Here is a 20,183-nt window from a genome sequence, read left to right as displayed (position 1 = left end):
CCAAATGAACGCTTTAGTAGAAAACAACGCGCATGTGAACTCGCGCCACCTCGATGCTTTGGAGTCCGAAGCGATCCACATCATGCGCGAAGTCGCTGCCGAATGCAGCAACCCTGCCCTGCTGTTCTCGGGCGGTAAAGACTCGGTGGTGCTGCTGCGCATCGCGGAGAAGGCTTTCCGTCCTGGTAAATTCCCGTTCCCGCTGGTGCACGTCGACACCGGCCACAACTTCCCGGAAGTGATCACCTTCCGCGACAAGCGCGTGGCCGAACTGGGCGAGCGCCTGATCGTGGGTTCGGTCGAAGACTCGATCAAGAAAGGCACCGTGCGCCTGCGTAATCCGCAGACCGATTCGCGCAACGCCGCACAGGCGGTGACGCTGCTGGAAACCATCGCTGAACATGGCTTCGACGCCTGCATCGGCGGCGCCCGCCGCGATGAAGAGAAGGCCCGCGCCAAGGAGCGCATTTTCTCCTTCCGCGATGAATTCGGCCAGTGGGACCCGAAATCGCAGCGCCCGGAACTGTGGGACCTGTATAACACCCGCGTCCACCCGGGCGAGAACATGCGCGTGTTCCCGATCTCGAACTGGACCGAGCTGGATGTGTGGCAGTACATCGCCCGCGAAAAGCTGGAACTGCCGCCGATCTATTTCGCGCATGAGCGTGAAGTCATTCCGCGCAACGGCCTGCTGGTGCCGCTGACCGATCTGACCCCGCCGCGCGAAGGCGAAACCGTCGAAAAGCAAGTGGTGCGCTTCCGTACCGTGGGCGATATCTCCTGCACCTGCCCGGTGTCTTCGGACGCCGTGACGCTGGAGCAGATCATCGCTGAAACCGCGATCACCCAGGTGACCGAACGCGGCGCCACCCGCATGGACGACCAGACGTCCGAAGCTTCGATGGAAAAACGTAAAAAAGCAGGTTACTTCTAATGACTACGAATACGAACGAACGCGGTTTGCTCCGTTTTATCACCGCCGGCTCCGTCGACGACGGCAAATCCACCCTGATCGGCCGCCTGCTGTTCGACAGCAAAGGCATCTTCGCCGACCAGCTGGACGCCATGTCGCGCTCCAAGCACAAACGCACCGTGGGCGACACCGTCGACCTGTCGCTGCTGACCGACGGCCTGGAGGCCGAGCGTGAGCAAGGCATCACCATCGACGTGGCCTACCGCTATTTCGCCACGCCGAAACGCAAATTCATCATCGCCGACACCCCGGGCCACGAGCAGTACACCCGTAACATGGTGACCGGCGCTTCGACCGCCGATGCCGTGATCATCCTGGTGGACGTGTCGAAAGTGAAGCTGCGCGAAGATGGCGGCGTTGATCTGCTGATCCAGACCAAGCGTCACTCGACCATCGCCCACCTGCTGCAGATCGAGCACGTGATCGTGGCCGTCAACAAGATGGACCTGGTGGACTACAGCCAGGATATCTACGACCGCATCGTCAAAGCTTACGGCGAATTCGCAGCTACGCTGGGCCTGAAGCACATCACCCCGATCCCGCTGTCGGCACTGACCGGCGACAACGTGGTGGACAAGAGCGAGAAGCTGGGCTGGTATCAAGGCCCAACCCTGATCGAGCTGCTGGAATCGCTGTCGGTGTACGACGAGTCGCACGACGCGCCGTTCCGCTTCCCGGTGCAGCTGGTGGCACGTCACAACGGCCACGAAGCCAACGACTTCCGCGGCTACATGGGCCGTATCGAAGCCGGCAAGGTGTCGGTGGGCGACAAGCTGGTGGTGCAGCCTTCGGGCCAGAGCGCGACCGTCAAGGACATCGTCACGCTGGAAGGTTCGCATCAGTCGGCGGTGGTGGGTCAGTCGATCACGCTGCTGCTGGATGAGTACCTGGATATCTCGCGCGGCGATCTGCTGGCCAGCGCTGACCGTCCTGCCGCCCAACTGAAACAGCTGAAGGCTGACGTGTGCTGGATGTCGGACGAACCGCTGGACGTGCGCCGCAAGTACTGGATCAAGCACGGCACCAAGCAGACCTCGGCCAAGGTCAAGGCGATTGAGTCGCTGTTGGACATCAACACCCAGCAGCGCCACAGCGCCGAAGGCCTGAAGCTGAACGATATCGCCACCATCGAGCTGGCCGTGCAACAACCGCTGGCGGCCGACGCCTACAGCGACATCCGCGCCACCGGCGCCTTCATCCTGATCGATGAAGTTACCCACCAAACCGTTGCAGCGGGTATGATTCGCCTGTAATCGCCCCGGTCCTCCCGCCCGCGCGGGAGGACTCAGCCAACGAGAGAACAAGATGTCAGCCTACGGGAAAGTGTATTTGATCGGTGCCGGTCCCGGCGCCCAGGACTTGATCACCCTGCGCGGCGCGCGCCTGCTGGCGCAAGCCGACATCGTGCTGCACGACGCGCTGGTGACGCCTGAAATGCTGGAACTGTGCCCGCAGGCCGAGAAAATCCCGGTCGGCAAACGCAGCGGTCAACGCTCGGTGGCGCAACAAGTCATCAACCAGCAGCTGATCGAATCCGCAGCCCGCGCCAAACTGGTGGTACGCCTCAAAGGCGGCGATCCAATGCTGTTCGGCCGCGCCGATGAAGAATTGCGCGCGCTGGAAGAACATGGCATCGAAGTCGACATCGTCCCCGGCATCACCACCGCCGTCGCCGCCGCCGCCGCCACCAAACAACCGCTGACCAAGCGCGGCGTGGCGCGCAGCGTGGCCTTCTTCACCTCTTCCACTGCGGCCGAACACTCGGACCACGACGCCATTCCCGAAACCGACACCCTGGTTCAGTACATGGGCGGCCGCGAAGCCATCGCCACCGCCGAGCGCCTGCTGGCGCACGGCCACCAGCCGGATACGCCGGTGGTGGTGATCGAAAACGTCAGCCGCGCCGACCAGCAAATCATCCGCATGGACATCGCCGCCCTGACCCAGGGCTTGGGCACGCCACACGGCCCGGTGCTGGTGATGATAGGCGAAGCGATGCGCGCCCGTCCCCTGCAAGCCGTCGATACAGTAATTAGCAGCACAATAGCCGCCCAAATCCGCGACTGAATTTCGCCATTCCGTACTAGAATGTCCAATCCGACCACAAGAGGTAGTGATGGACACTGTGCACGACGTGCTGGACCGCGCCTGGAACGCCCACGCGGCTGGCGAATTTGAAGCTGCCCTGAACGACTACAGCTGGCTGTTCGACGCCAGCGCCACCAGCGACGACACCGCGCCGCTGCGCCTTTCCTATGTGTTGTCGTCCTGGGCCAAGCTTGCGGGAGACTATCTGCCGGCACGCCACGCGCTGGTGGCGCTGCGCGACCGCCTGACCGCACAGCTGCTGGCCCAGCCGACCGATGCTGCGCTGTTCAACGACATCCGCGTCATCAACACCAAGTTGGGCGACTTGCAAAACACGCATCACCTGTTCCAGCAGCTGCCGGAAACGCTGGCGCAGCATGTCGCCCCGGTCGCGCTGTCGGCGCTGGTGGCCTGCGAGGACTACGCGCTGGCACGGCGCTATCTGCCGTATCCGGAACAGCATCTGGCCGACGCCGCGGCGCATCTGAATGAACTGAAGAGTCACATCAACGTGCTGACGCATGACGGCATGGCCGAAATGTTGGCGGACGTTTTCAATTACATCACCGAAGTCGCTTTGGTACTGGACTTGCTGGACGGCTGCGGCGATACTGCTGCGGCGGAGCGCGCGCGCCAGCAGGCCGTCAACCTGGTGCAGGCGCCCGAAGCCCGCGCCTGCGTGCAAGCGGAACTGGATAATCCCGGTACCACGCTGGACGCCATGGTTGAACTCCAAAATTCGGTGACTGCATAGTGAACAAGTATTACGCTCAAGCCCTCCTCCTCTCTGCCCTGCTTCCTTCGGCCTACGCGGCCGTTCCTACCGCCGATTTCAAAGTGGTGCACAGCTATCCGCATGACACGCAAGCCTTCACTGAAGGTCTGCTGTACCGCGATGGCTTCCTGTACGAGAGCACGGGCCTGAACGGCAAATCGTCGATCCGCAAGGTGGATCTGGCCAGCGGCAAGGTGCTGCAGACCAAGGACATCCCGTCGCAGTACTTTGGCGAGGGACTGACCGCCTGGGGCGATACGCTGGTCAATCTGACCTGGCAAACTCAGACCGGCTTTGTGTTCGATTTGAAGACGTTTGAATTCAAGAGTCAGTTCTCGTATCCGGGTGAAGGCTGGGGCCTGGCGCAGAACGGCAAGGAACTGGTGATGAGCGACGGCACCTCGACGCTGCGCTTCCTCGATCCCAAGACCTTCCTTGAAGTGCGCCGCGTGAAGGTGACGGCGGACGGCATCGCGGTCGACCAGTTGAATGAACTGGAAGTGGTGGAAGGTGAAATCTACGCCAACATCTGGCACACCAACACCATCGCGCGCATTGATCCGGCCAGCGGCAAGATCGTCGGCTGGATCGATTTCGGCAAGCTGTATCCGGATGCCGGCAAAGGCCCGAACGCAGAAAATGTCATGAACGGCATCGCCTACGACGCCGAGAAAAAACGCCTGTTCGTCACCGGCAAGCTGTGGCCGAAAATTTACGAAGTCAAAATCATCCCGCGCAAATAACTACGCCGCCAATGCGTAGCAGGCATCGTTGGCGCACACGGCCAGCGGCTGCGCGTCGGTCAGCAGCGTCACCACGGCCGGCACGTCCCGGCTGTTGATGGCGGCCTGGAAGCGGCGCACCAACTCACGGTTCAGCTTTTCCTCTCTCAGCGCCTCGGCCGCCCGCTCACGCAGTCGTCGGCGCGCGCGCGACAGATGCTGGCGCGCGTTGGCGACCGTGATGCCCAGCGCCGCCGCGATATCGGCATGGTCGCATTCCAGCACCTCGTGCAGCACCAGCGCCAGCCGCTCGGCGGGCGACAGACAGGCCAGCAAGCACGCCAGCGCTTCCGCCACCTCGGCGCGCCGCAGCAGCGCATCTTCCGGCTGCGCGGCCAATGCAATCGGCACGCCCTCGCCCCCGGCTGCCGCCTGCAGCGCCAGCGCCTCGCGCGCCCGCTGGCGCAACCGATCTATCGACTGGTGTTGCACCACGGTGGTCAGCCACGCCGCTGGCGTCAGCAGCGCCGCCTGCTCGGCAACGCGCCACTTGAAGAAGCAATCCTGGACCACGTCCTCGGCCTCCGCCTCGCTGCCGACAATGCGCAAGCTGATCGCCTTCAGGCGCGGGCGCAACTGCTCGAATGCATCCATAGTGATCTCCTCTGGCGGTGGTAGTGCCACTTGACGTTTGGCGGCGGCAGGATGTGACAGCCGGCGGCGATATTTTTGCGGCTGTCACACGCGCAAGGGTGGCAAGCGTCAAGCGGACAGTGACACCACTTTACCGCGAAAGGACCATCATGAGTATCATCCCCACCGTCATCGAACAAACCAGCCGTGGCGAACGCGCCTTCGACATCTACTCCTGCCTGCTGAAAGAACGGGTGATTTTTCTGGTGGGAGAAGTGACCGAGCAATCGGCCAATCTGATCGTAGCGCAGCTGCTATTCCTCGAATCCGCCGATCAAGCCAAAGACATTTCACTGTATATCAACTCGCCCGGCGGCTCGGTCTACGCCGGCATGGCGATCTACGACACCATGCAATTCATCCAACCCGACGTCTCCACCCTGTGCACCGGCTTCGCCGCCAGCATGGGCTCCATCCTGTTGGCGGCTGGCGCCATCGGCAAGCGCTACGCCCTGCCCAACGCCCGCATCATGATCCACCAGCCGCACGGCGGCTCACAGGGCGTGGCCGCCGACATCGAAATTCAGGCGCGCGAAATGCTGTACCAGCGCCATCGGCTTAACACCCTGCTGGCCGAGCGTAGCGGCCAGCCGCTGGCGCGCATCGAGCGCGATTCGGACCGCGACAACTACATGTCAGCCGCCCAGGCCCGAGATTATGGCTTGATCGACAACGTCCTGGACAAACGTCAACAGTAACACGATCTTTACCGCTCTTTACGGTTGCTGACCTCGCTTTACAGTTCCTTCGCGGAAAATACGTTCAAGCCCTGAACAAGCTTAATCCCCACTTAATGATAAGTAAAACCGCACACCAGTTAAGCAACTTGGAGAGAATCATGGAAGATCACCACGCCAGCCTTGCAGAAGATGTCGAACGCATGCTCGCCACCCAGACCGACCGCCGCGGCTCGCTGCGCTGGTTGATCGCTGGTGCCAGCGCAGCCGCCTTGCCTTTGGCAGGTTGCGGCGGCGGTGGTTCCGACAGCGGCACGTCAACCTCCACCACCAGCACCACCAGCACGTCCAGCACCACGACGACCGGCACGACCACCACGGGCACCACCACCACCGGTACCACCACCACGACGACCAACGGCAGCTGCTCGGTCATCCCGGAGGAGACCAACGGCCCTTATCCAGGCGACGGCACCAACAGCAACAGCAGCGGCGTGGTCAATGTGTTGACCATGTCCGGCATCGTGCGCAGCGACATCCGCACCAGCATTTCGCCGGGCACCGCCACTGCGGCCGGCGTCAAGACCACGGTCAAGATCCAGGTGATCGATGTGAACAACAACTGTGCCGTCGTTTCCGGCGCCGCCGTCTACATCTGGCACTGCGACCGCGATGGTAACTACTCGCTGTACTCGTCCGGCGTGACCACGGAAAACTACCTGCGCGGCGTGCAGGAAACCGACAGCACCGGCACGGTGACTTTCACCACCATCTTCCCGGGCTGCTACACGGGCCGTATGCCGCACATTCACTTCGAGGTGTATCCAAGCCTGGCGAAAGCCACCAGCGCTTCGAATCGTGTGAAAACGTCGCAGATGGCCTTCCCTATCGCCACCTGCAACGAGGTGTACGCCACCACCGGCTACAGCAGCAGCGTGCGTAACTTCGCCAACATCAGCTTCGCCACCGACAATGTGTTCAGTGACGGCTACACGCTGGAGATGTCGACGGTGACCGGCAACGTGACCGACGGTTATGTGGTCACGCTGACGGCTGGCGTCGCGCTCTGATTACCACATCAGGACGCGCTGCTCCGGCGGCAGGTACATCGGATCGCCCGGCTTGATGCCAAAGGCTTCGTAGAAGCCGGGCTGGTTCATCACCGTGCCTTTGGCGCGGAACTCGCCCGGCGAGTGCGGATCGCTCTTGATCTGGGCGATCGCCGCTTCCGGACGCAGTTTGGCGCGCCATTTCTGCGCGAAGCCAATGTACAGGCGCTGTTCGCCGGTGAGGCCATCGATCACCGGCGACGGCTTGCCGCCCAGCGAACGGTGATATGCCTTGTAGGTCAACGACAGACCCGAGTTGTCACCGATGTTTTCACCCAGCGTCAGTTCGCCGTTGATGAAGTAGCCCGGCACCGGGCTGTAGGCACCATACTGCTTGACCAAGCCAGCCGCGCGCGCCTTGAAGGCGGTGCGATCGGCGTCGGTCCACCAGTTGCGCAGACGGCCCTTGGCGTCGTACTGGCTGCCCGAGTCATCGAAGGCATGGCTGATCTCATGGCCGAAGGTGATGCCCAACAGGCCGTAGTTGACCGCATCTTCCGCTTTCACGTTGAAGAACGGCGGCTGCAGAATCGCGGCCGGAATCGTGATCGCGTTCAGCAGCGGGTTGTAGCTGGCGTTGACGGTTTGCGGCGTCATCGACCATTCGTCGCGATCCACCAGTTTGCCCAGTTTTTCCAGATTGCGCTGGTGACTCCACGCGCGTGCCGCTTTCACGTTGGCGACCAGGTCGGTCGGGCTGGTTTTCAGCGCGCTGTAGTCGCGCCATTTTTCCGGATAAGCGATGTTCGGCTTCAGCGCCGCCAGCTTGGCTTGCGCTTCCTTCTTGGTCTCAGGTCCCATCCAGTCCAGCTGCTCGATACCGTCGCGGAACGAAGCCACGAAGTTGTCGAACATCGCCATCACGCGTGGCTTGGTTTCCGGCGGCAGGTACATTTGCACATACAGTTTGCCGACCGCGTCGCTGAGCGAGCTGTCGGTGAAGCGCAGCGCCAGTTGCCATTGCGGTTCGCTTTGCGGCACGCCGCGCAGTACCGTGCCGTCAAAGGCGAAACGCTCCTTGACGGTGGCGCTGTCCAGATACTGTGCATAGCTTTCGATCACGCGCCAGCTCAGATAGCTCTTCCACGCTTCCAGCGGCAGCTTGTCCAGGGTCTCGGAGAAACCCGTGATGAAGCTAGGCTGGCGCACCACCGCCGACGAAGCTTTCGGCGCCAGGCCGGCGGCGGCGAAGTAGGCTTTCCAGTCGAAGGCCGGGGCCAGTTCGTTGAACTGGTCGAACGCCACGCGGTTGTAGGACTTGACCGGATCGCGCATTTGCACGCGGGTCCACTGGGCGGCCGCCAGGCGGGTTTCGACGTCGAGGATCTGGGCCGCATGGGCGGCGGCTTCGTGATCGCCGCTCATGGTCAGCATGGTCTCGATGTGCTGCTGGTACTTGGCACGAATGCCTTTCAGCTTGGCGTCGTCGTCCTTCAGGTAGTAGTCGCGGTCCGGCAGACCGAGGCCGGACTGGCTGACGTTGAGGGTGTAGTTCTCAGGATCGCGCGCGTCGGGCGATACGCCGGCCGAAAACGGCGTCTGCACGCCATTGCGCTGCAGGTAGGCGAACAATGCCGGCAGGTCGCGCTTGTCCTTGATCGCGGCAATGCGCGCCAGGTCCGCGTGCAGCGGCTTGAAGCCGGCGGCGTTACGCGCCTTTTCGTTCATGAAGCTGTTGTACAGATCGGCGATCTTGTGCGTCTCGCTGCCGGCTTTGCCGGGATGCTTGATGGTGGTGTCGATCACATTGCGCAGCTGGCCCTGTGCGGTTTCGCGCAGTTCGATATAGGTGCCCCAGGTCGATTTATCGGCCGGGATCTCGGTGTTGCGCACCCAGATGCCGTTAACATAACCGTAAAAATCGTCCTGCGGACGCACCGCCGAATCCAGGGTTTTCAGATCGATGCCGGAGACTGGCGCGGCGGCGTTCTGGGCGTGGGCGGAAAAAGCAAGCAAGGCGCAGCAAGCGGCGCCGATAAGCGAACGTTTCAAGATGGTTCCTTTTATTTTCGGTGAGTCTTCATGCTGGACTTGTGGTCATGCATGCGGGGCAGATTATACCCGCGCCACCTACTCTGACAGCAGCGCGATGATTTCATCCGCCACCGCGCGCACCGGCGCCGCGCGGCGCATATCTTCATGCATGACGATCCACAGTTTGCGCTTGACCGGGCATGCCGGCGCATCAAGCCGCAGCAGCGGCGACAACGGAAAATAATCGGGCAGCACGGCTACGCCGCTGCCGGCCAGCGCCGCCTGATACAGCGTGCCGAGGTCATTCGAGCGCATGCAGTAGCGCCGCGTGCCGCGCAGCTTTTCCAGCCACTCGTGCTGCGGCGTGTGCTGCAGTACTTCGTCATAGCCGAGGAATTCCCACTGCTCCGGGTCGCGCGCGGCCAGATAGGCTTCGCTGGCGCATAGCTGATAGGTCACCGTGGTCAGCGCGCGTACCGCCAGGCCAGGCGAGGTCGGACGGTTGTAGCGGATCGCGATATCGGACTCGCGCCGCATCAAATCCGTCACTTTGAGTTCGGCGCGCAGATCCAGCTCGATGCCGGGCAGCCGCTGCAACGCCAATGGCAGGCGCGGCGCCAGCACCCAGGCCGTGACCGCCGGCGGCGCCGAGACGCGTACCTTGCCGCTCAACTCCGCCGTACCGCTGGCGGCGCGCAACAGGCCATGCAAGCCCTCCTCCATGCGCCGCGCATGCGGCACCAGCGACTTGCCGGCGGCCGTCAGCGACCAGCCTTTCGGAAAGCGGTCGAACAGCTTGACGCCCAGCGTCGCCTCCAGCGCATCGATACGGCGCGCCACCGTGGTGTGCTCAACCCCGGCCGCGCGCGCGGCACCAGACAGCGTGCCGGCGTCGTGTAGGGCAAGGAAGAAACGCAGATGATCCCAGTCTGGTTGGCTCATTGTGCAATTATGCACACAAAATGCGAAAGTTTTGCGAATTCCGCCCAATGCGGCGCAGCGCTATCCTGTCTTCATTCAAAAGGAGATGTGATGAAACTGCTCAACCGACTATTTTGCCTGTTCATGTGGGTGCCTGCCCACCAGGCCGCGCTGGCCGCAAGGCCTTTTCCGCTGGCCGGCGCGTGGGAACTGGTAGCGGCCGACCGTCTGCAAACCGACGGCCAACGCGTACACGACTACGGTGAAGCACCCACCGGCCTGCTGATGATCGACACCGACGGCCACTATGCGCTGCAGATCTACCAGCGCGAAAGTCCGCGCGCCTCCAGCACGCATTTCGGCACACTCAGTATCGACGAGCCGTCACGCACGCTGACCTTCCATATCACCAGCGCGCAGCGCGAGGAATGGATCGGTACGCGACAGGAGCGTCGCTATGAATTGAAGGGAGATGAACTGAGCTACCGCGTGCCGGCACGAACGGACGGGCAGATACCGATTTCAGTCTGGCGTCGCAAGCATTAATCGGCCAGCGCGCCGACGCAGTAGTCCGACAATGCCTGCAGCACCGCCGCATTCTCGCCGGCCGCCTCCACCACCTTGATGGCGGCCTGCGGATAGGCCGCGCGCAGCTCGTCCAGCATGATCGGCAGGTCGCGCAGCACGTGGCCGCCCTGCCCCAGGAACACCGGCACCAGCGTGATGTCGTTGATGCCGTCGGCGCTCAGCGTCGCCACCACTTCCGGCAGGCGCGGCGACATCAGCTCCAGGAAAGCCAGCACCACGCGCACGCCGGGCTCGCGCGCCTGCGTCAGGTCGCGCAGGCGTTCGAACGGCGCCGCCCACGATGCCGAACGGGCGCCGTGCGCAAACAGGATCAATGCACGTTGACTCATCTTAGTGTCGCTCCACCCACCACAAGGCCCATAGCGCCAGCAGCAGGAACAATAAACTCGGCGCGGCCGCCGTCAGCGGCGCCGGCCAGGTACTCAGCACGCCCAGGTGCGAGAACAGCGTATTCACCAGCAGGAAGCTGACGCCTATCATAATGCCGATGAAGATTTTCAGGCTCACGCCACCGCTACGGGTATGCAGATAGCCGAACGGCAGCGCCAGCGCCATCAGCACGAAGATGGCAAGCGGGTCGAACAACTTTTTCCAGAACGCGATTTTGAAGCGCTCGGTCTCCTGCTTGTTCTCCTGCAGGTGGCGGGTGTACACCGCCAGCTCGTTGGCCGACATGCGCTCCGGGTCGGAACCGGCCACCGCCAGAATCTTCGGCGTGATCTCGGACAGCAGATCCTTGGTGGCGCTGTGGCGGGTTTCGATCGTGCTCGACTCCTGCGCGAAGTTATTCTCCAGATTGGCCTCGGCGCCAGGCTTCAGCAACTGCGGATTGCTGAACAGGTTTTCCGTCACATCGTTCAGCAGCCACTTGTTATTGCCCTGGAAGGTGCCGCTCTTGGCCAGCGTGATCGAACGCAGGCGGAAGCTGGTGTCGAACTCGTACAGCTTGACGCCGATCAGCGTGCCGTCCGGCTTCACCTCGCGCACGTTGAAGAAGCGCGAACCAATCGGGGTGCCGGTCATGCCTTCCGACTTGACGATATCCTTGGTCCACAGGCCGGAGCGGAACTCCGACGAAATCGCCGCGCCACGCGCGCTCAGTTTGATCTTCTCGGCGATCGGCGCGGTACGCGGCGCAATCAGCTCACCGAAGATGAAGGTGATGATCACCAGGATCACGCCGATCTTGGCCAGCATCCACGCCACCATGCCGGTGGTCATGCTGGAGGCGCGCATGATGGTGAACTCGGAGGTGGCCGCAAACTGCGCCATGGTGTAAATGGTGCCGATCAGCGCCGCCAGCGGCATCACTTCATACACGTGGCCAGGCAGCTGCACCACCACATACAGGAAGGCATATTGAATCGCGTAGCCGTTCTTGCCGACCGACGGCAGTTCGCCGGTCAAGTCCATAAAGGCTTGCAGCGCCAGGAAGGCCACCAGCACAAAGGCCACCGCTTGCAGAATCGAGACCGCGAAATAGCGTTGCAGGATTTTCATTTGCGATCAGTCTTTCTTGTTGCGCGAGCGTTTATACACGGCGATCAGCGCCAACGGATGGTAGCGGTGATTCAGGTTCAAGCGCCATGCAAACAAGCCAAGCACCACCAGCAGCGCGCCCAGGTGCAGCGGCCACCACGACAACGCGAACGTCATCTTGCTTTGCTTGACGCTGGCCTCGACCAGCTTGACGAAGTTGTTATAGCTGAAGAACACCAGCAGCGCGATGATCAGATTGGCCGAACTGCCGGCGCGCGGATTCACAAAGCCCAGCGGCACCGCCAGCAGCAGCAGCACCAAACAGGTCAGCGGCTGGCCGATGCGCCACAATAGTTCGGCGCGCGCGATCGAGTCGTTATGGATCAGCAGTTCCATGGTTGGCATGGCGACCGCTTCATGCTCCGACTCCAGTTCCTGCGCCTGCTGCGTCACGCGCATGCTGTAGCTGTCGAACTCCATGCTCTGGAAGTCGGCGGTGCCGGGCGTGCCCTGATAGCGGCGGCCGTTCTTCAAGACCAGATAGCGTTCGCCTTTGGGACCGGTAGTGACCACGCCTTCGCGCGCCACCACCACCGAGGTGCCGCGTTCATCGACGGTGTTGACGAACACGTTCTGCACCACCGACGACTTACCGCCGCCGCCCTCAACGAAGAAGATGCGGTTGGCCCCAGCCGATTCCTTGAACTGGCCGGGCGAGACCTTCTGCAGGTCTTCGCGTTTTTCAAAGCGCTCCACGTACTCCGAGCTTTTCTGCTTGGCCCACGGGGTGGCGACGAAACTCAGGCCGGCGGTGATAAGCACCAGCGGCAGGCCAAAAGTAAGAACCGGACGTATCCAGCTCGCCAGACTCAGACCGGAGGCAAACCACACCACCATCTCGGAATCGCGATAGGTGCGCGTGACCACCATCAGTACTGAAATAAAACTGGTGAGGATGACGAGAGTTGGCAGATAATTCAGCACTGCGAAAGCGATCAGCGCGATCACGTCGCTGGACGCGACCTTGCCGCCGGCGGCCTTGCCGAGCACACCGATCAGGGTCCAGGTGACGCTAATGCTGAACAACACAGTAAAGGTAGCCCCGGCGGCACTGGCCATTTCACGTCGTAGGGCACGTTGGAAGATCATTGAAGATTATAATTCGGTAGTTTGGCCCTTATATACACTATACGGGACCATAGTTTTAAGTACGTACACGACACGGAGAATCAAATGGACTTTAGCATAAAAGCATTCGACACAAAAAACACCATCGCTACGGCCAAAGCCGGCGTCATCGCCGTCGCGGTCTTCGAGAACAAAAAGCTGTCGCAAGCTGCCAAAGCGCTGGACGGCGCTGGTGAAATCACGGCTGCGCTCAAGTCCGGCGACATTACCGGCAAGACCGGCACCACCCTGCTGCTGCGCGGCGTCAAAGGCGCCGCCGCCGAACGCGTGCTGCTGGTCGGCCTGGGCAGCGACGACGCCATCAGCGAAAAAAGCTTCACCAGCGGCGTGACCGCGGCACTCAAAGTGTTCTCCACCCTGGGCGCGAGCGACGCTATTATCGCATTGCCGGCGACCGAAGTGAAAGACCGTGACGTCAATTGGGCGATCCGCACTGTGGTACAGAGCGGCCACGAAGCCGTGTTCCGCACCGATGGCCAAAAGAGCAAGAAGGACCCGGCCGCCGCCGGCGTCAAGAAAATCGCCCTGGCCGTGGCCAATGACGCCGCCAACAAACTGGCATTGGCCCAGGCGGTGGCGATCGCCAGCGGCATGGACCTGACCAAGGAACTGGGTAACACCTCGGCCAATATCTGCACCCCGACCCACCTGGCCAACGTCGCCAAAAAACTGGGCAAGGACTACAAGTTCGAAGTGGAAGTCCTGGACCGCAAGCAGCTGGAAGCGCTGAAGATGAACAGCTTCCTGTCGGTGACCAATGGCAGCGAGCAGCCACCGAAGTTCATCGTCATCAAGCACATGGGCGGCAAGGCCAAGGATGCGCCGGTGGTGCTGGTCGGTAAAGGCATCACCTTCGACACCGGCGGCATCTCGCTGAAGCCAGGTCCAGGCATGGACGAGATGAAGTACGACATGGGCGGCGCCGCCTCGGTGCTGGGCACCTTCCGCGCCATCGGTGAGATGAACCTGAAGCTGAACGTGATCGGCATCATCGCGTCGTGCGAGAACATGCCGTCGGGCCGCGCCACCAAGCCGGGCGACATCGTCACCTCGATGAATGGCCTGACCATCGAGATCCTGAACACCGACGCCGAAGGCCGTCTGGTTCTGTGCGACGCCCTGACCTACGCCGAGCGCTTCAACCCGGCCGCAGTGATCGACATCGCCACCCTGACCGGTGCTTGCATCGTCGCGCTGGGCCACCACAAGAGCGGCCTGTTCACCCGCGACGATGAAGCGCACAACGCGCTGGCCGACGAGATCATGGCCGCCGGCAAAAACGCCAGCGACACCGCATGGCGCCTGCCAATCGGCGAGGAGTACAACGAGCAGCTGAAGTCCAACTTCGCGGACCTGGCCAACATTGGCACCCCGGGCGGCGCCTCGTGCACCGCAGCCGCGTTCCTGGAAAACTTCACCCGCAAGTACACCTGGGCGCATCTGGACATCGCCGGCACCGCGTGGAAATCGGGCGGCAGCAAAGGCGCGACCGGCCGTCCGGTGCCGCTGCTGTCGAACTTCCTGATCAAGCGCGCCGCCTAAGCGCGCAAGCGCATCAGAACAGGGTCACGCCGGCAGCCGGCGGCGGCCCTTCTTCCTTTTCCTGCGCGGGATGCATGACCACGGTCAGCACGGCCGGATAGTCATAGCCCGCGCCGGTATTCTTGTCGACGATGTAGCCGACACCGGCGGTCAGCGCCAGGTTGCCCCACAGGTTGCCGTCGGCGCGCGCATCGACCTTCTCGTACGCCCAGCCCTTGCCGTTCTTGGCGCAATCGATGCGCAGCGGCCCCGAGCTCTTGCGCAGCGTCAGGCGCGCCGGCGTGGTTACAAACCATTTGCCCGCGTCGTTATACAGCACGCAGCCAACCCCGGCGATCTCGCGGTGATCGAGCACGGTCTGCACCAGCACGTTTTGTTCAGTGGATTCAGTAAGGGAAGCACAGCCGGCCAGTATGGCCAGCAGTCCAACCGCTACAGCGGGGCGGAGATACATGGTCTGTCTCTGGAATAAAGATACAGACCAGTGTAGCAGCCCGCTGGCGATTGCAGTCGCTTAATCAAGCGGCGTAAAGCCTTGCACTTTACGCGTTGTGGCGATCCGGGATCTTGGCGGTAACCGGAGTATCGGCCTGCTCCGCCTGTTTCTTCTTCAACCCCTGGACGACTTTCAAGATATCGTCCATGCCGCGTTCGCCGCCCAGCGAGGAAAAGGCATCCAGCACCTCATTCAGCACCTGATTGCGCACGGCAGCCTCGTCGGAGTTGATCGATGGCGGACGCTGCAGGGATTCGGCAGCGCGCTTCTCAGCGGCGGCGGCCTCCTTCTGCGCGGCGGTCTTGCGGCCGCCCGGCGTTTTGCCATGTTCCAGCGCCGCCTGCCAGATGACCCAGCGGCGCTGCGTTTCGAAGACCAGATATTCCTCTGGCTTGTCTTCACGGCGACGGACTATATGACCATCGCGCTGTGCCCATGCCTCAAATGCAGATCGCATTTTTTATTCCCTTTGCAAATGCGCCTAAGCGCCATTCACTGTAAAAACCACAAGTTATTTCCGCATAGTATCATTGATTGCGCATTAACAACACAAATATCTACCCGGCATTGCTATGTGAAGTTGCTAAACGGAAACACAAGTTTTCCACTCAATTTGTACTAGTATATTTCCTCTTTGCTTACTTTGTCTCGTCTGTCAGTTCTATTTTGACAACAACGAGACACTATTGGCAATTTTTTTTTAATTTCACATATTTTGCAACATTTTAGGCCCACGCCCCCCTGTCACGGAAGGGGAATTTCATGTTTTTTCATACAAATTTGCAGCCATGCAATGCGATCTGTTAAATCCGGATGCTGTAAGATGCAAGTTACTTCGGGCAACCGCCCGTCATCTGACCCGCAAGAAAGCACGCCCCCATGAAAATAGCCACCTGGAATGTTAACTCTTTGAACGTAAGACTGCCGCACGTTATGAAGTGGCTAGAGGAAAACCCTACCGACGTGCTCTGCATTCAAGAAACAAAATTAACTGACGACAAGTTTCCGCTGGCTACGCTGGAGACCGCCGGCTACCACGTCGCATATACCGGCCAGAAGACCTACAACGGCGTCGCCATCATCTCTAAACAGCCTATTCTGGATATCGTCAAAAACAACCCAAAATTTGAAGATCCACAACAACGGATTATTGCCGGCACCATCGGCGGAGTGCGCGTGGTGTGCGCCTACGTGCCGAACGGCCAGGCGGTGGGCTCGGACAAGTACGAGTACAAGATGGCGTGGATGAACGCCTTCCACGACTGGATCGCGGAACAGGCGGCGCAATATCCGGAACTGGCGGTGCTGGGCGATTACAATATCGCGCCGGAAGACCGCGACGTCCACGACCCGGCGGCATGGGAAGGCATGGTGCACGTGTCGCCGCAGGAGCGCGATCAACTCAAACGCCTGCTGGCGATCGGCCTGACCGACGCCTTCCGCATGTTCGAGCAAGCCGACAAATCGTTCAGCTGGTGGGATTATCGCGGCCTGGGCTTCCGCCTGAACAAAGGTCTGCGCATCGACCACATCCTGCTGTCGGACGCGCTGAAGCAGCGCTGCAGCGCCTGCGTGATCGACCGCGTGCCGCGCAAATGGGAACAGCCGTCGGATCACACCCCGGTGATCGCCACCATCGATTAACTGCGCGGCAGCAGCAGTTGGGCCGTTACATGCGGCACCGGCTGCGAGAACAGATAGCCTTGGGCATATTGGCAGCCATGCCGCTGCAGCAGGGCGTACTGCCCTTCGGTCTCCACGCCCTCCGCCACCACCGACAGTTGCAGACTGTCCGACAGCGCGATGATGGCCGCCACAATCGCGCGGTCTTCCGCGCTCTCCTCCAGATCCTTGATGAAGGCGCGGTCGATCTTGATCTTCTTGACCGGGAAGCGCTTCAGGTAAGCCAGCGATGAATAGCCGGTGCCGAAATCGTCGATCGACAGGCGGATGCCCATGGCGTTGATGTGGCCGAGGATTTCCAGCGTCTGTTCGCCGTGCTGCATCAGCGCGGTCTCGGTGATTTCAAATTCGATCAGCGCCGGATCGATGCCGGTTTCGTCGAGGATGGCGCGCACCGAATCCACCAACCCGCGATGCATGAACTGGCGCGGCGACAGATTGACCGCCAGCGGCACCGGCGTCATGCCCTGCGCCTGCCACGCCATGCTTTGCCGGCACGCCTGGCGTATCACCCATTCGCCGATGCCGACGATCATGCCGTTTTCCTCGATGATGGGGATGAACTGGTCCGGCGTAATCAGCTCGGTGCCACCACGGCGCCAGCGCAACAGCACTTCCATCGCGTGCAGGCGGCGCGTGCCGATGTCCATGATGGGCTGGAAGTACAGCTCGAACTCATTGGCCGCCAGCGCGCCGCGCAGGCTGGACTCCAACTCGAAGTGGCGCGCCGCCGTCAGGTTCATCACCTCTTTGAAGAACTGGTAGTTGTTACGGCCGCTGGCCTTGGCGTGGTACATGGCGCTATCGGCATTGCGCATCAGCGTTTCAACGTCATCGCCATCGTCCGGATAGACGCTGATGCCGATCGACGGCGTGATGTGCAGGTTGCGGCCCTCCAGCGGGAAGCTCTCGGCCAGCGCCTCAATGATCTTCTCTGCCACCTGGCTGGCTTCGTCGATGCCGCGTATGCCCGGCACCAGCACCACGAATTCATCGCCGCCGAGACGGGCCACGGTATCGCTGGCGCGCACCGCGCGGCACAGGCGGCTGGCGACTTCCTTCAGCAGCTGGTCGCCGGTCATGTGGCCCAGCGAATCGTTGATGGTCTTGAAGCGATCCAGATCGATGAACATCACCGCCAGCTTGCGTTCGGTGCGCTGCGCGGCCAGCATGGCGCGATCCAGCCGGTCCGACAACAGCGCGCGGTTGGGCAGGCCGGTCAGGCTGTCGTGATACGCCATGTGATGGACGCGCGCCTCGGCCTGGCGCCGTTCGACGATCTCGCCCTGCAGCTGCGCATTGGCGCCGGCCAGTTCGGCGGTGCGTTCCTGCACCCGCAGTTCCAGCTCGTCGCGCGAGCGCGCCAACGCTTCGGCGGCCTCGCGCCGCAGCGTGATATCGTCCACCAGCCACACCGATCGGCCGCTGTTGTGCGCCAGGTCGAACGGCCGGCCGGACAGCCGCGCCCAGAAGGTGCTGCCATCCTTGCGCACCAACTCATATTCGGACACGTTGACGTGGCCTGCGCGGAAGTCGCGCGCGGTCTCGGCGCGGGCGCGCTCCCACGCGTCCTTGTCGGCATAAAAGGCTTGCACGCTGAGGTAATTCATTCCGCCCGGAGCGTAACCGAACAGTTCTTCCATCTTGCGGTTGCAGCGCAGATTGCGGCCGTTCTCCACCACCGAAATGCCCAGCACCGCGCTGTCCAGAATGGCCTGGTTTTCCAGCAGCGCATTGCGCAGCGCTTCCTCGGCGTGCTTTTTCTCGGTGCGATCCTCGATCACCCAGATCGTGCCCTGGGTCGGGTCTTCCGGATTGACCACGTAACCGATCAGCTGCGCCCATAGTGTGCTGCCGTCAGCGCGCGCCATTTCAATCTCGGTCTGGAACGGGCGGCCGATCGACAGGAACGGAAAGGCTTCCGCCCCCAGCTTGTCGTAAGCCTCCTGCGACGGATACAACGCCCGTCCCGGCAAGCCCAGGCCGGAGGTATCGTCGTAGCCGAACATCTCGGCAAAGCCGCGGTTGTAGCGCGTGACCAGGCGGTTCTTGGTGAACAGGATGCTCATCGAGGCGTTGGTCATGATGGCCTCGACCTCCATCTGGGTCTGCCGCGTGTGCGTCACATCTTCGACGATCCAGATGGTGCCACCGCCACGGTGCTCGGCATCCACCGCGCGCGCGCGGATGCGGGCCCAGAACACGCTGCCGTCCTTGCGGCGGAATTCGTAGGAGGCTTTTTCAAACGGCTGGCCGCTGCCCAGCAGCGGCCCGGCCTCCTCGCCGAACGCCACGTATTGCTGGTGCGACTGGAACAGCACCAGCGCCGGTTGCCCTTCCAGCTCGCCGGGAGCGTAACCGAAAATATCGGCGGCGCGGGCGTTGCAGTTGCGGAGCACCTGCGAGCGGCTGAACAGAATACCGACCGAGGCGTTATCCAGGATCGCCTGCTGCTCCAGCAGCATGCGGCGCAGCTTTTCCTCATCCAGCCGGTGCTCGTTGATGTCCTCCATGATCCACACCGTGCCGTCGGCGGGGTGCATCGGATCGATGGCGCGGCCGTACAGGCGCGCCCAGAACAGCGCGCCGTCCTTGCGCCGTAGTTGAATCTCGGCGCGGTACGACTGCCCGCGCGACAGCTGCGGCCCCGCGTCTCCGCTCAATTGCTGAAATTCGTTCGCCCCCGGATAGACCATCGCACTGGACGCGCCCTCCAGCTCATCGCGTCCGTAACCCAGCATCTCGGCACAGCGGATATTGCATTCCTGGATCACGCCATCGCGGGTGAACAAAATACCGACGGCGGCATTTTCCAGGATGGCCTGCTGCTCCAGCAGCGTCTTGCGCAGCGCGCGCTGGTCGCGCTGGACCTCGGTGATGTCGTGGAAAACGATGGTCGCGCCCTCGCCCGGCAAGGGCTTGGACCAGGCTTGTACCGACAGGTACCGGCCATCGGCACAGGTCAGACAACTGTCCCAGCGCCCTTCGCCATGCAGGTGCTCCAGGCTGGCGGCGCGCACGTGCCGCGCAAACAGGTCGCCGACAGGACGGCCGCTGGGATCGATACCCAGCAGCGCCACCAGTTCCGCATTGGCCGACAAGACCTCACCGTGCGCGCTACAGGCGCACGCCGGCACGCCGATCAGCGCCAGCGCGTCGGCTACAAAATCCGGATTGGAGGAGAAGTGATACTCAGGCAGCATGGTTGGCAGATGATAAACCACATTATCCGCCGCCGCTATCAAAGTGCTTTCGGCCACCCTGAAAAACGACAA

Annotated in this window: 19 protein-coding genes; 10 read left to right on the top strand and 9 right to left on the bottom strand. The window is 61.9% G+C overall.

The window, feature by feature from the left end:
• Positions 1-4 precede the first annotated feature (4 nt).
• From cysD to GJ699_RS24205, 5 genes are read left to right on the top strand one after another with little or no spacing between them, the layout of a single operon-like run.
• Positions 5-934 carry a sulfate adenylyltransferase subunit CysD gene (gene cysD, locus GJ699_RS24225; protein WP_154381164.1) on the top strand — a complete coding sequence of 310 codons (930 nt, stop codon included), beginning with the start codon at positions 5-7 and terminating at the stop codon, positions 932-934.
• On the top strand, positions 934-2,226 hold the full coding sequence (locus GJ699_RS24220; protein ID WP_154381162.1) for a sulfate adenylyltransferase subunit 1: 1,293 nt from the start codon (positions 934-936) through the stop codon (positions 2,224-2,226). Before cysD ends, GJ699_RS24220 begins: the two co-directional genes overlap by 1 nt.
• Positions 2,227-2,278: 52 nt before the next feature.
• The gene (gene cobA, locus GJ699_RS24215; RefSeq protein ID WP_154381160.1) at positions 2,279-3,040 is read left to right on the top strand and encodes a uroporphyrinogen-III C-methyltransferase; all 762 of its coding nucleotides are present in this window, start codon (positions 2,279-2,281) and stop codon (positions 3,038-3,040) included.
• A 49-nt stretch (positions 3,041-3,089) separates the two neighbouring features.
• Positions 3,090-3,815 carry a hypothetical protein gene (locus GJ699_RS24210; RefSeq protein WP_154381158.1) on the top strand — a complete coding sequence of 242 codons (726 nt, stop codon included), beginning with the start codon at positions 3,090-3,092 and terminating at the stop codon, positions 3,813-3,815.
• Positions 3,815-4,579 carry a glutaminyl-peptide cyclotransferase gene (locus GJ699_RS24205; protein WP_371867655.1) on the top strand — a complete coding sequence of 255 codons (765 nt, stop codon included), beginning with the start codon at positions 3,815-3,817 and terminating at the stop codon, positions 4,577-4,579. The genes GJ699_RS24210 and GJ699_RS24205 overlap by 1 nt, the downstream gene beginning before the upstream one ends.
• On the opposite strand, the gene GJ699_RS24200 is transcribed toward GJ699_RS24205, so the two are convergent.
• Positions 4,580-5,212, bottom strand: a complete 633-nt coding sequence (locus GJ699_RS24200; protein ID WP_154381156.1) for a sigma-70 family RNA polymerase sigma factor — start codon at positions 5,210-5,212, stop codon at positions 4,580-4,582.
• Positions 5,213-5,361: 149 nt separating this feature from the next.
• Between GJ699_RS24200 and clpP the strand changes: the two genes are divergently transcribed.
• Together clpP and GJ699_RS24190 are read left to right on the top strand one after the other, a co-directional pair.
• Complete coding sequence (clpP, locus tag GJ699_RS24195; RefSeq protein WP_154381155.1) at positions 5,362-5,949, top strand: ATP-dependent Clp endopeptidase proteolytic subunit ClpP; 588 nt, start codon at positions 5,362-5,364, stop codon at positions 5,947-5,949.
• A 140-nt stretch (positions 5,950-6,089) separates the two neighbouring features.
• Entirely contained in the window at positions 6,090-6,998 is a 909-nt protein-coding gene (locus GJ699_RS24190) for an intradiol ring-cleavage dioxygenase (protein ID WP_154381153.1), read from the top strand.
• On the opposite strand, the gene GJ699_RS24185 is transcribed toward GJ699_RS24190, so the two are convergent.
• Both GJ699_RS24185 and GJ699_RS24180 read right to left on the bottom strand, forming a co-directional pair.
• Positions 6,999-9,029 (bottom strand): M13 family metallopeptidase, encoded by a 2,031-nt coding sequence (locus GJ699_RS24185; protein ID WP_154381151.1) that lies wholly within the window; start codon positions 9,027-9,029, stop codon positions 6,999-7,001. It abuts the gene before it with no gap.
• Between the two features lie 78 nt (positions 9,030-9,107).
• Positions 9,108-9,953: a LysR family transcriptional regulator gene (locus GJ699_RS24180; RefSeq protein ID WP_154381149.1), complete on the bottom strand. Its 846-nt coding sequence runs from the start codon at positions 9,951-9,953 to the stop codon at positions 9,108-9,110.
• A gap of 90 nt (positions 9,954-10,043) precedes the next feature.
• Here GJ699_RS24180 and GJ699_RS24175 point away from each other — a divergent pair, with 90 nt between their 5' ends.
• On the top strand, positions 10,044-10,478 hold the full coding sequence (locus GJ699_RS24175) for a lipocalin-like domain-containing protein (protein ID WP_154381146.1): 435 nt from the start codon (positions 10,044-10,046) through the stop codon (positions 10,476-10,478).
• Here the strand turns inward: GJ699_RS24175 and GJ699_RS24170 are convergent.
• The 3 genes from GJ699_RS24170 to lptF are packed head-to-tail and all read right to left on the bottom strand — an operon-like array spanning position 10,475 to position 13,148.
• A complete protein-coding gene (locus GJ699_RS24170; protein ID WP_154381144.1) occupies positions 10,475-10,849 on the bottom strand; it encodes a sirohydrochlorin chelatase in 375 nt (124 codons plus the stop codon). The genes GJ699_RS24175 and GJ699_RS24170 overlap by 4 nt on opposite strands.
• 1 nt (position 10,850) lies before the next feature.
• Positions 10,851-12,020, bottom strand: coding sequence for an LPS export ABC transporter permease LptG (lptG, locus tag GJ699_RS24165; RefSeq protein WP_154381142.1), 1,170 nt, complete (start codon positions 12,018-12,020; stop codon positions 10,851-10,853).
• A 6-nt stretch (positions 12,021-12,026) separates the two neighbouring features.
• Complete coding sequence (lptF, locus tag GJ699_RS24160) at positions 12,027-13,148, bottom strand: LPS export ABC transporter permease LptF (protein WP_154381140.1); 1,122 nt, start codon at positions 13,146-13,148, stop codon at positions 12,027-12,029.
• Between the two features lie 84 nt (positions 13,149-13,232).
• Between lptF and GJ699_RS24155 the strand changes: the two genes are divergently transcribed.
• Entirely contained in the window at positions 13,233-14,729 is a 1,497-nt protein-coding gene (locus GJ699_RS24155; protein ID WP_154381138.1) for a leucyl aminopeptidase, read from the top strand.
• 13 nt (positions 14,730-14,742) lie between these two features.
• On the opposite strand, the gene GJ699_RS24150 is transcribed toward GJ699_RS24155, so the two are convergent.
• Positions 14,743-15,183, bottom strand: coding sequence for a hypothetical protein (locus GJ699_RS24150; protein WP_195763641.1), 441 nt, complete (start codon positions 15,181-15,183; stop codon positions 14,743-14,745).
• An 88-nt stretch (positions 15,184-15,271) separates the two neighbouring features.
• Positions 15,272-15,682, bottom strand: coding sequence for a phiTE_015 family protein (locus GJ699_RS24145; RefSeq protein WP_154381136.1), 411 nt, complete (start codon positions 15,680-15,682; stop codon positions 15,272-15,274).
• Between the two features lie 422 nt (positions 15,683-16,104).
• Between GJ699_RS24145 and xth the strand changes: the two genes are divergently transcribed.
• A complete protein-coding gene (xth, locus tag GJ699_RS24140; RefSeq protein ID WP_154381134.1) occupies positions 16,105-16,869 on the top strand; it encodes an exodeoxyribonuclease III in 765 nt (254 codons plus the stop codon).
• On the opposite strand, the gene GJ699_RS24135 is transcribed toward xth, so the two are convergent.
• Positions 16,866-20,132, bottom strand: coding sequence for a bifunctional diguanylate cyclase/phosphodiesterase (locus tag GJ699_RS24135; RefSeq protein WP_371867654.1), 3,267 nt, complete (start codon positions 20,130-20,132; stop codon positions 16,866-16,868). The genes xth and GJ699_RS24135 overlap by 4 nt on opposite strands.
• Positions 20,133-20,183 lie beyond the last annotated feature (51 nt).

The sequence above is a fragment of the Duganella guangzhouensis genome (assembly GCF_009674535.1).
GTDB classification, from domain to species: domain Bacteria; phylum Pseudomonadota; class Gammaproteobacteria; order Burkholderiales; family Burkholderiaceae_D; genus Rugamonas; species Rugamonas guangzhouensis.
Note: the sequence above shows the minus strand (reverse complement) of the source record. Positions and strands in the feature narration are given on the sequence as shown.

Bases quoted from the DNA above. Each gene is read 5' to 3' on its own strand.
- cysD (WP_154381164.1), top strand. From the start codon at position 5: ATGAACGCTTTAGTAGAAAACAACGCGCATGTGAACTCGCGCCACCTC.
- GJ699_RS24220 (WP_154381162.1), top strand. From the start codon at position 934: ATGACTACGAATACGAACGAACGCGGTTTGCTCCGTTTTATCACCGCC.
- cobA (WP_154381160.1), top strand. From the start codon at position 2,279: ATGTCAGCCTACGGGAAAGTGTATTTGATCGGTGCCGGTCCCGGCGCC.
- GJ699_RS24210 (WP_154381158.1), top strand. From the start codon at position 3,090: ATGGACACTGTGCACGACGTGCTGGACCGCGCCTGGAACGCCCACGCG.
- GJ699_RS24200 (WP_154381156.1), bottom strand. From the start codon at position 5,212: ATGGATGCATTCGAGCAGTTGCGCCCGCGCCTGAAGGCGATCAGCTTG.
- clpP (WP_154381155.1), top strand. From the start codon at position 5,362: ATGAGTATCATCCCCACCGTCATCGAACAAACCAGCCGTGGCGAACGC.
- GJ699_RS24190 (WP_154381153.1), top strand. From the start codon at position 6,090: ATGGAAGATCACCACGCCAGCCTTGCAGAAGATGTCGAACGCATGCTC.
- GJ699_RS24180 (WP_154381149.1), bottom strand. From the start codon at position 9,953: ATGAGCCAACCAGACTGGGATCATCTGCGTTTCTTCCTTGCCCTACAC.
- GJ699_RS24175 (WP_154381146.1), top strand. From the start codon at position 10,044: ATGAAACTGCTCAACCGACTATTTTGCCTGTTCATGTGGGTGCCTGCC.
- GJ699_RS24170 (WP_154381144.1), bottom strand. From the start codon at position 10,849: ATGAGTCAACGTGCATTGATCCTGTTTGCGCACGGCGCCCGTTCGGCA.
- lptG (WP_154381142.1), bottom strand. From the start codon at position 12,020: ATGAAAATCCTGCAACGCTATTTCGCGGTCTCGATTCTGCAAGCGGTG.
- lptF (WP_154381140.1), bottom strand. From the start codon at position 13,148: ATGATCTTCCAACGTGCCCTACGACGTGAAATGGCCAGTGCCGCCGGG.
- GJ699_RS24155 (WP_154381138.1), top strand. From the start codon at position 13,233: ATGGACTTTAGCATAAAAGCATTCGACACAAAAAACACCATCGCTACG.
- GJ699_RS24150 (WP_195763641.1), bottom strand. From the start codon at position 15,183: ATGTATCTCCGCCCCGCTGTAGCGGTTGGACTGCTGGCCATACTGGCC.
- GJ699_RS24145 (WP_154381136.1), bottom strand. From the start codon at position 15,682: ATGCGATCTGCATTTGAGGCATGGGCACAGCGCGATGGTCATATAGTC.
- xth (WP_154381134.1), top strand. From the start codon at position 16,105: ATGAAAATAGCCACCTGGAATGTTAACTCTTTGAACGTAAGACTGCCG.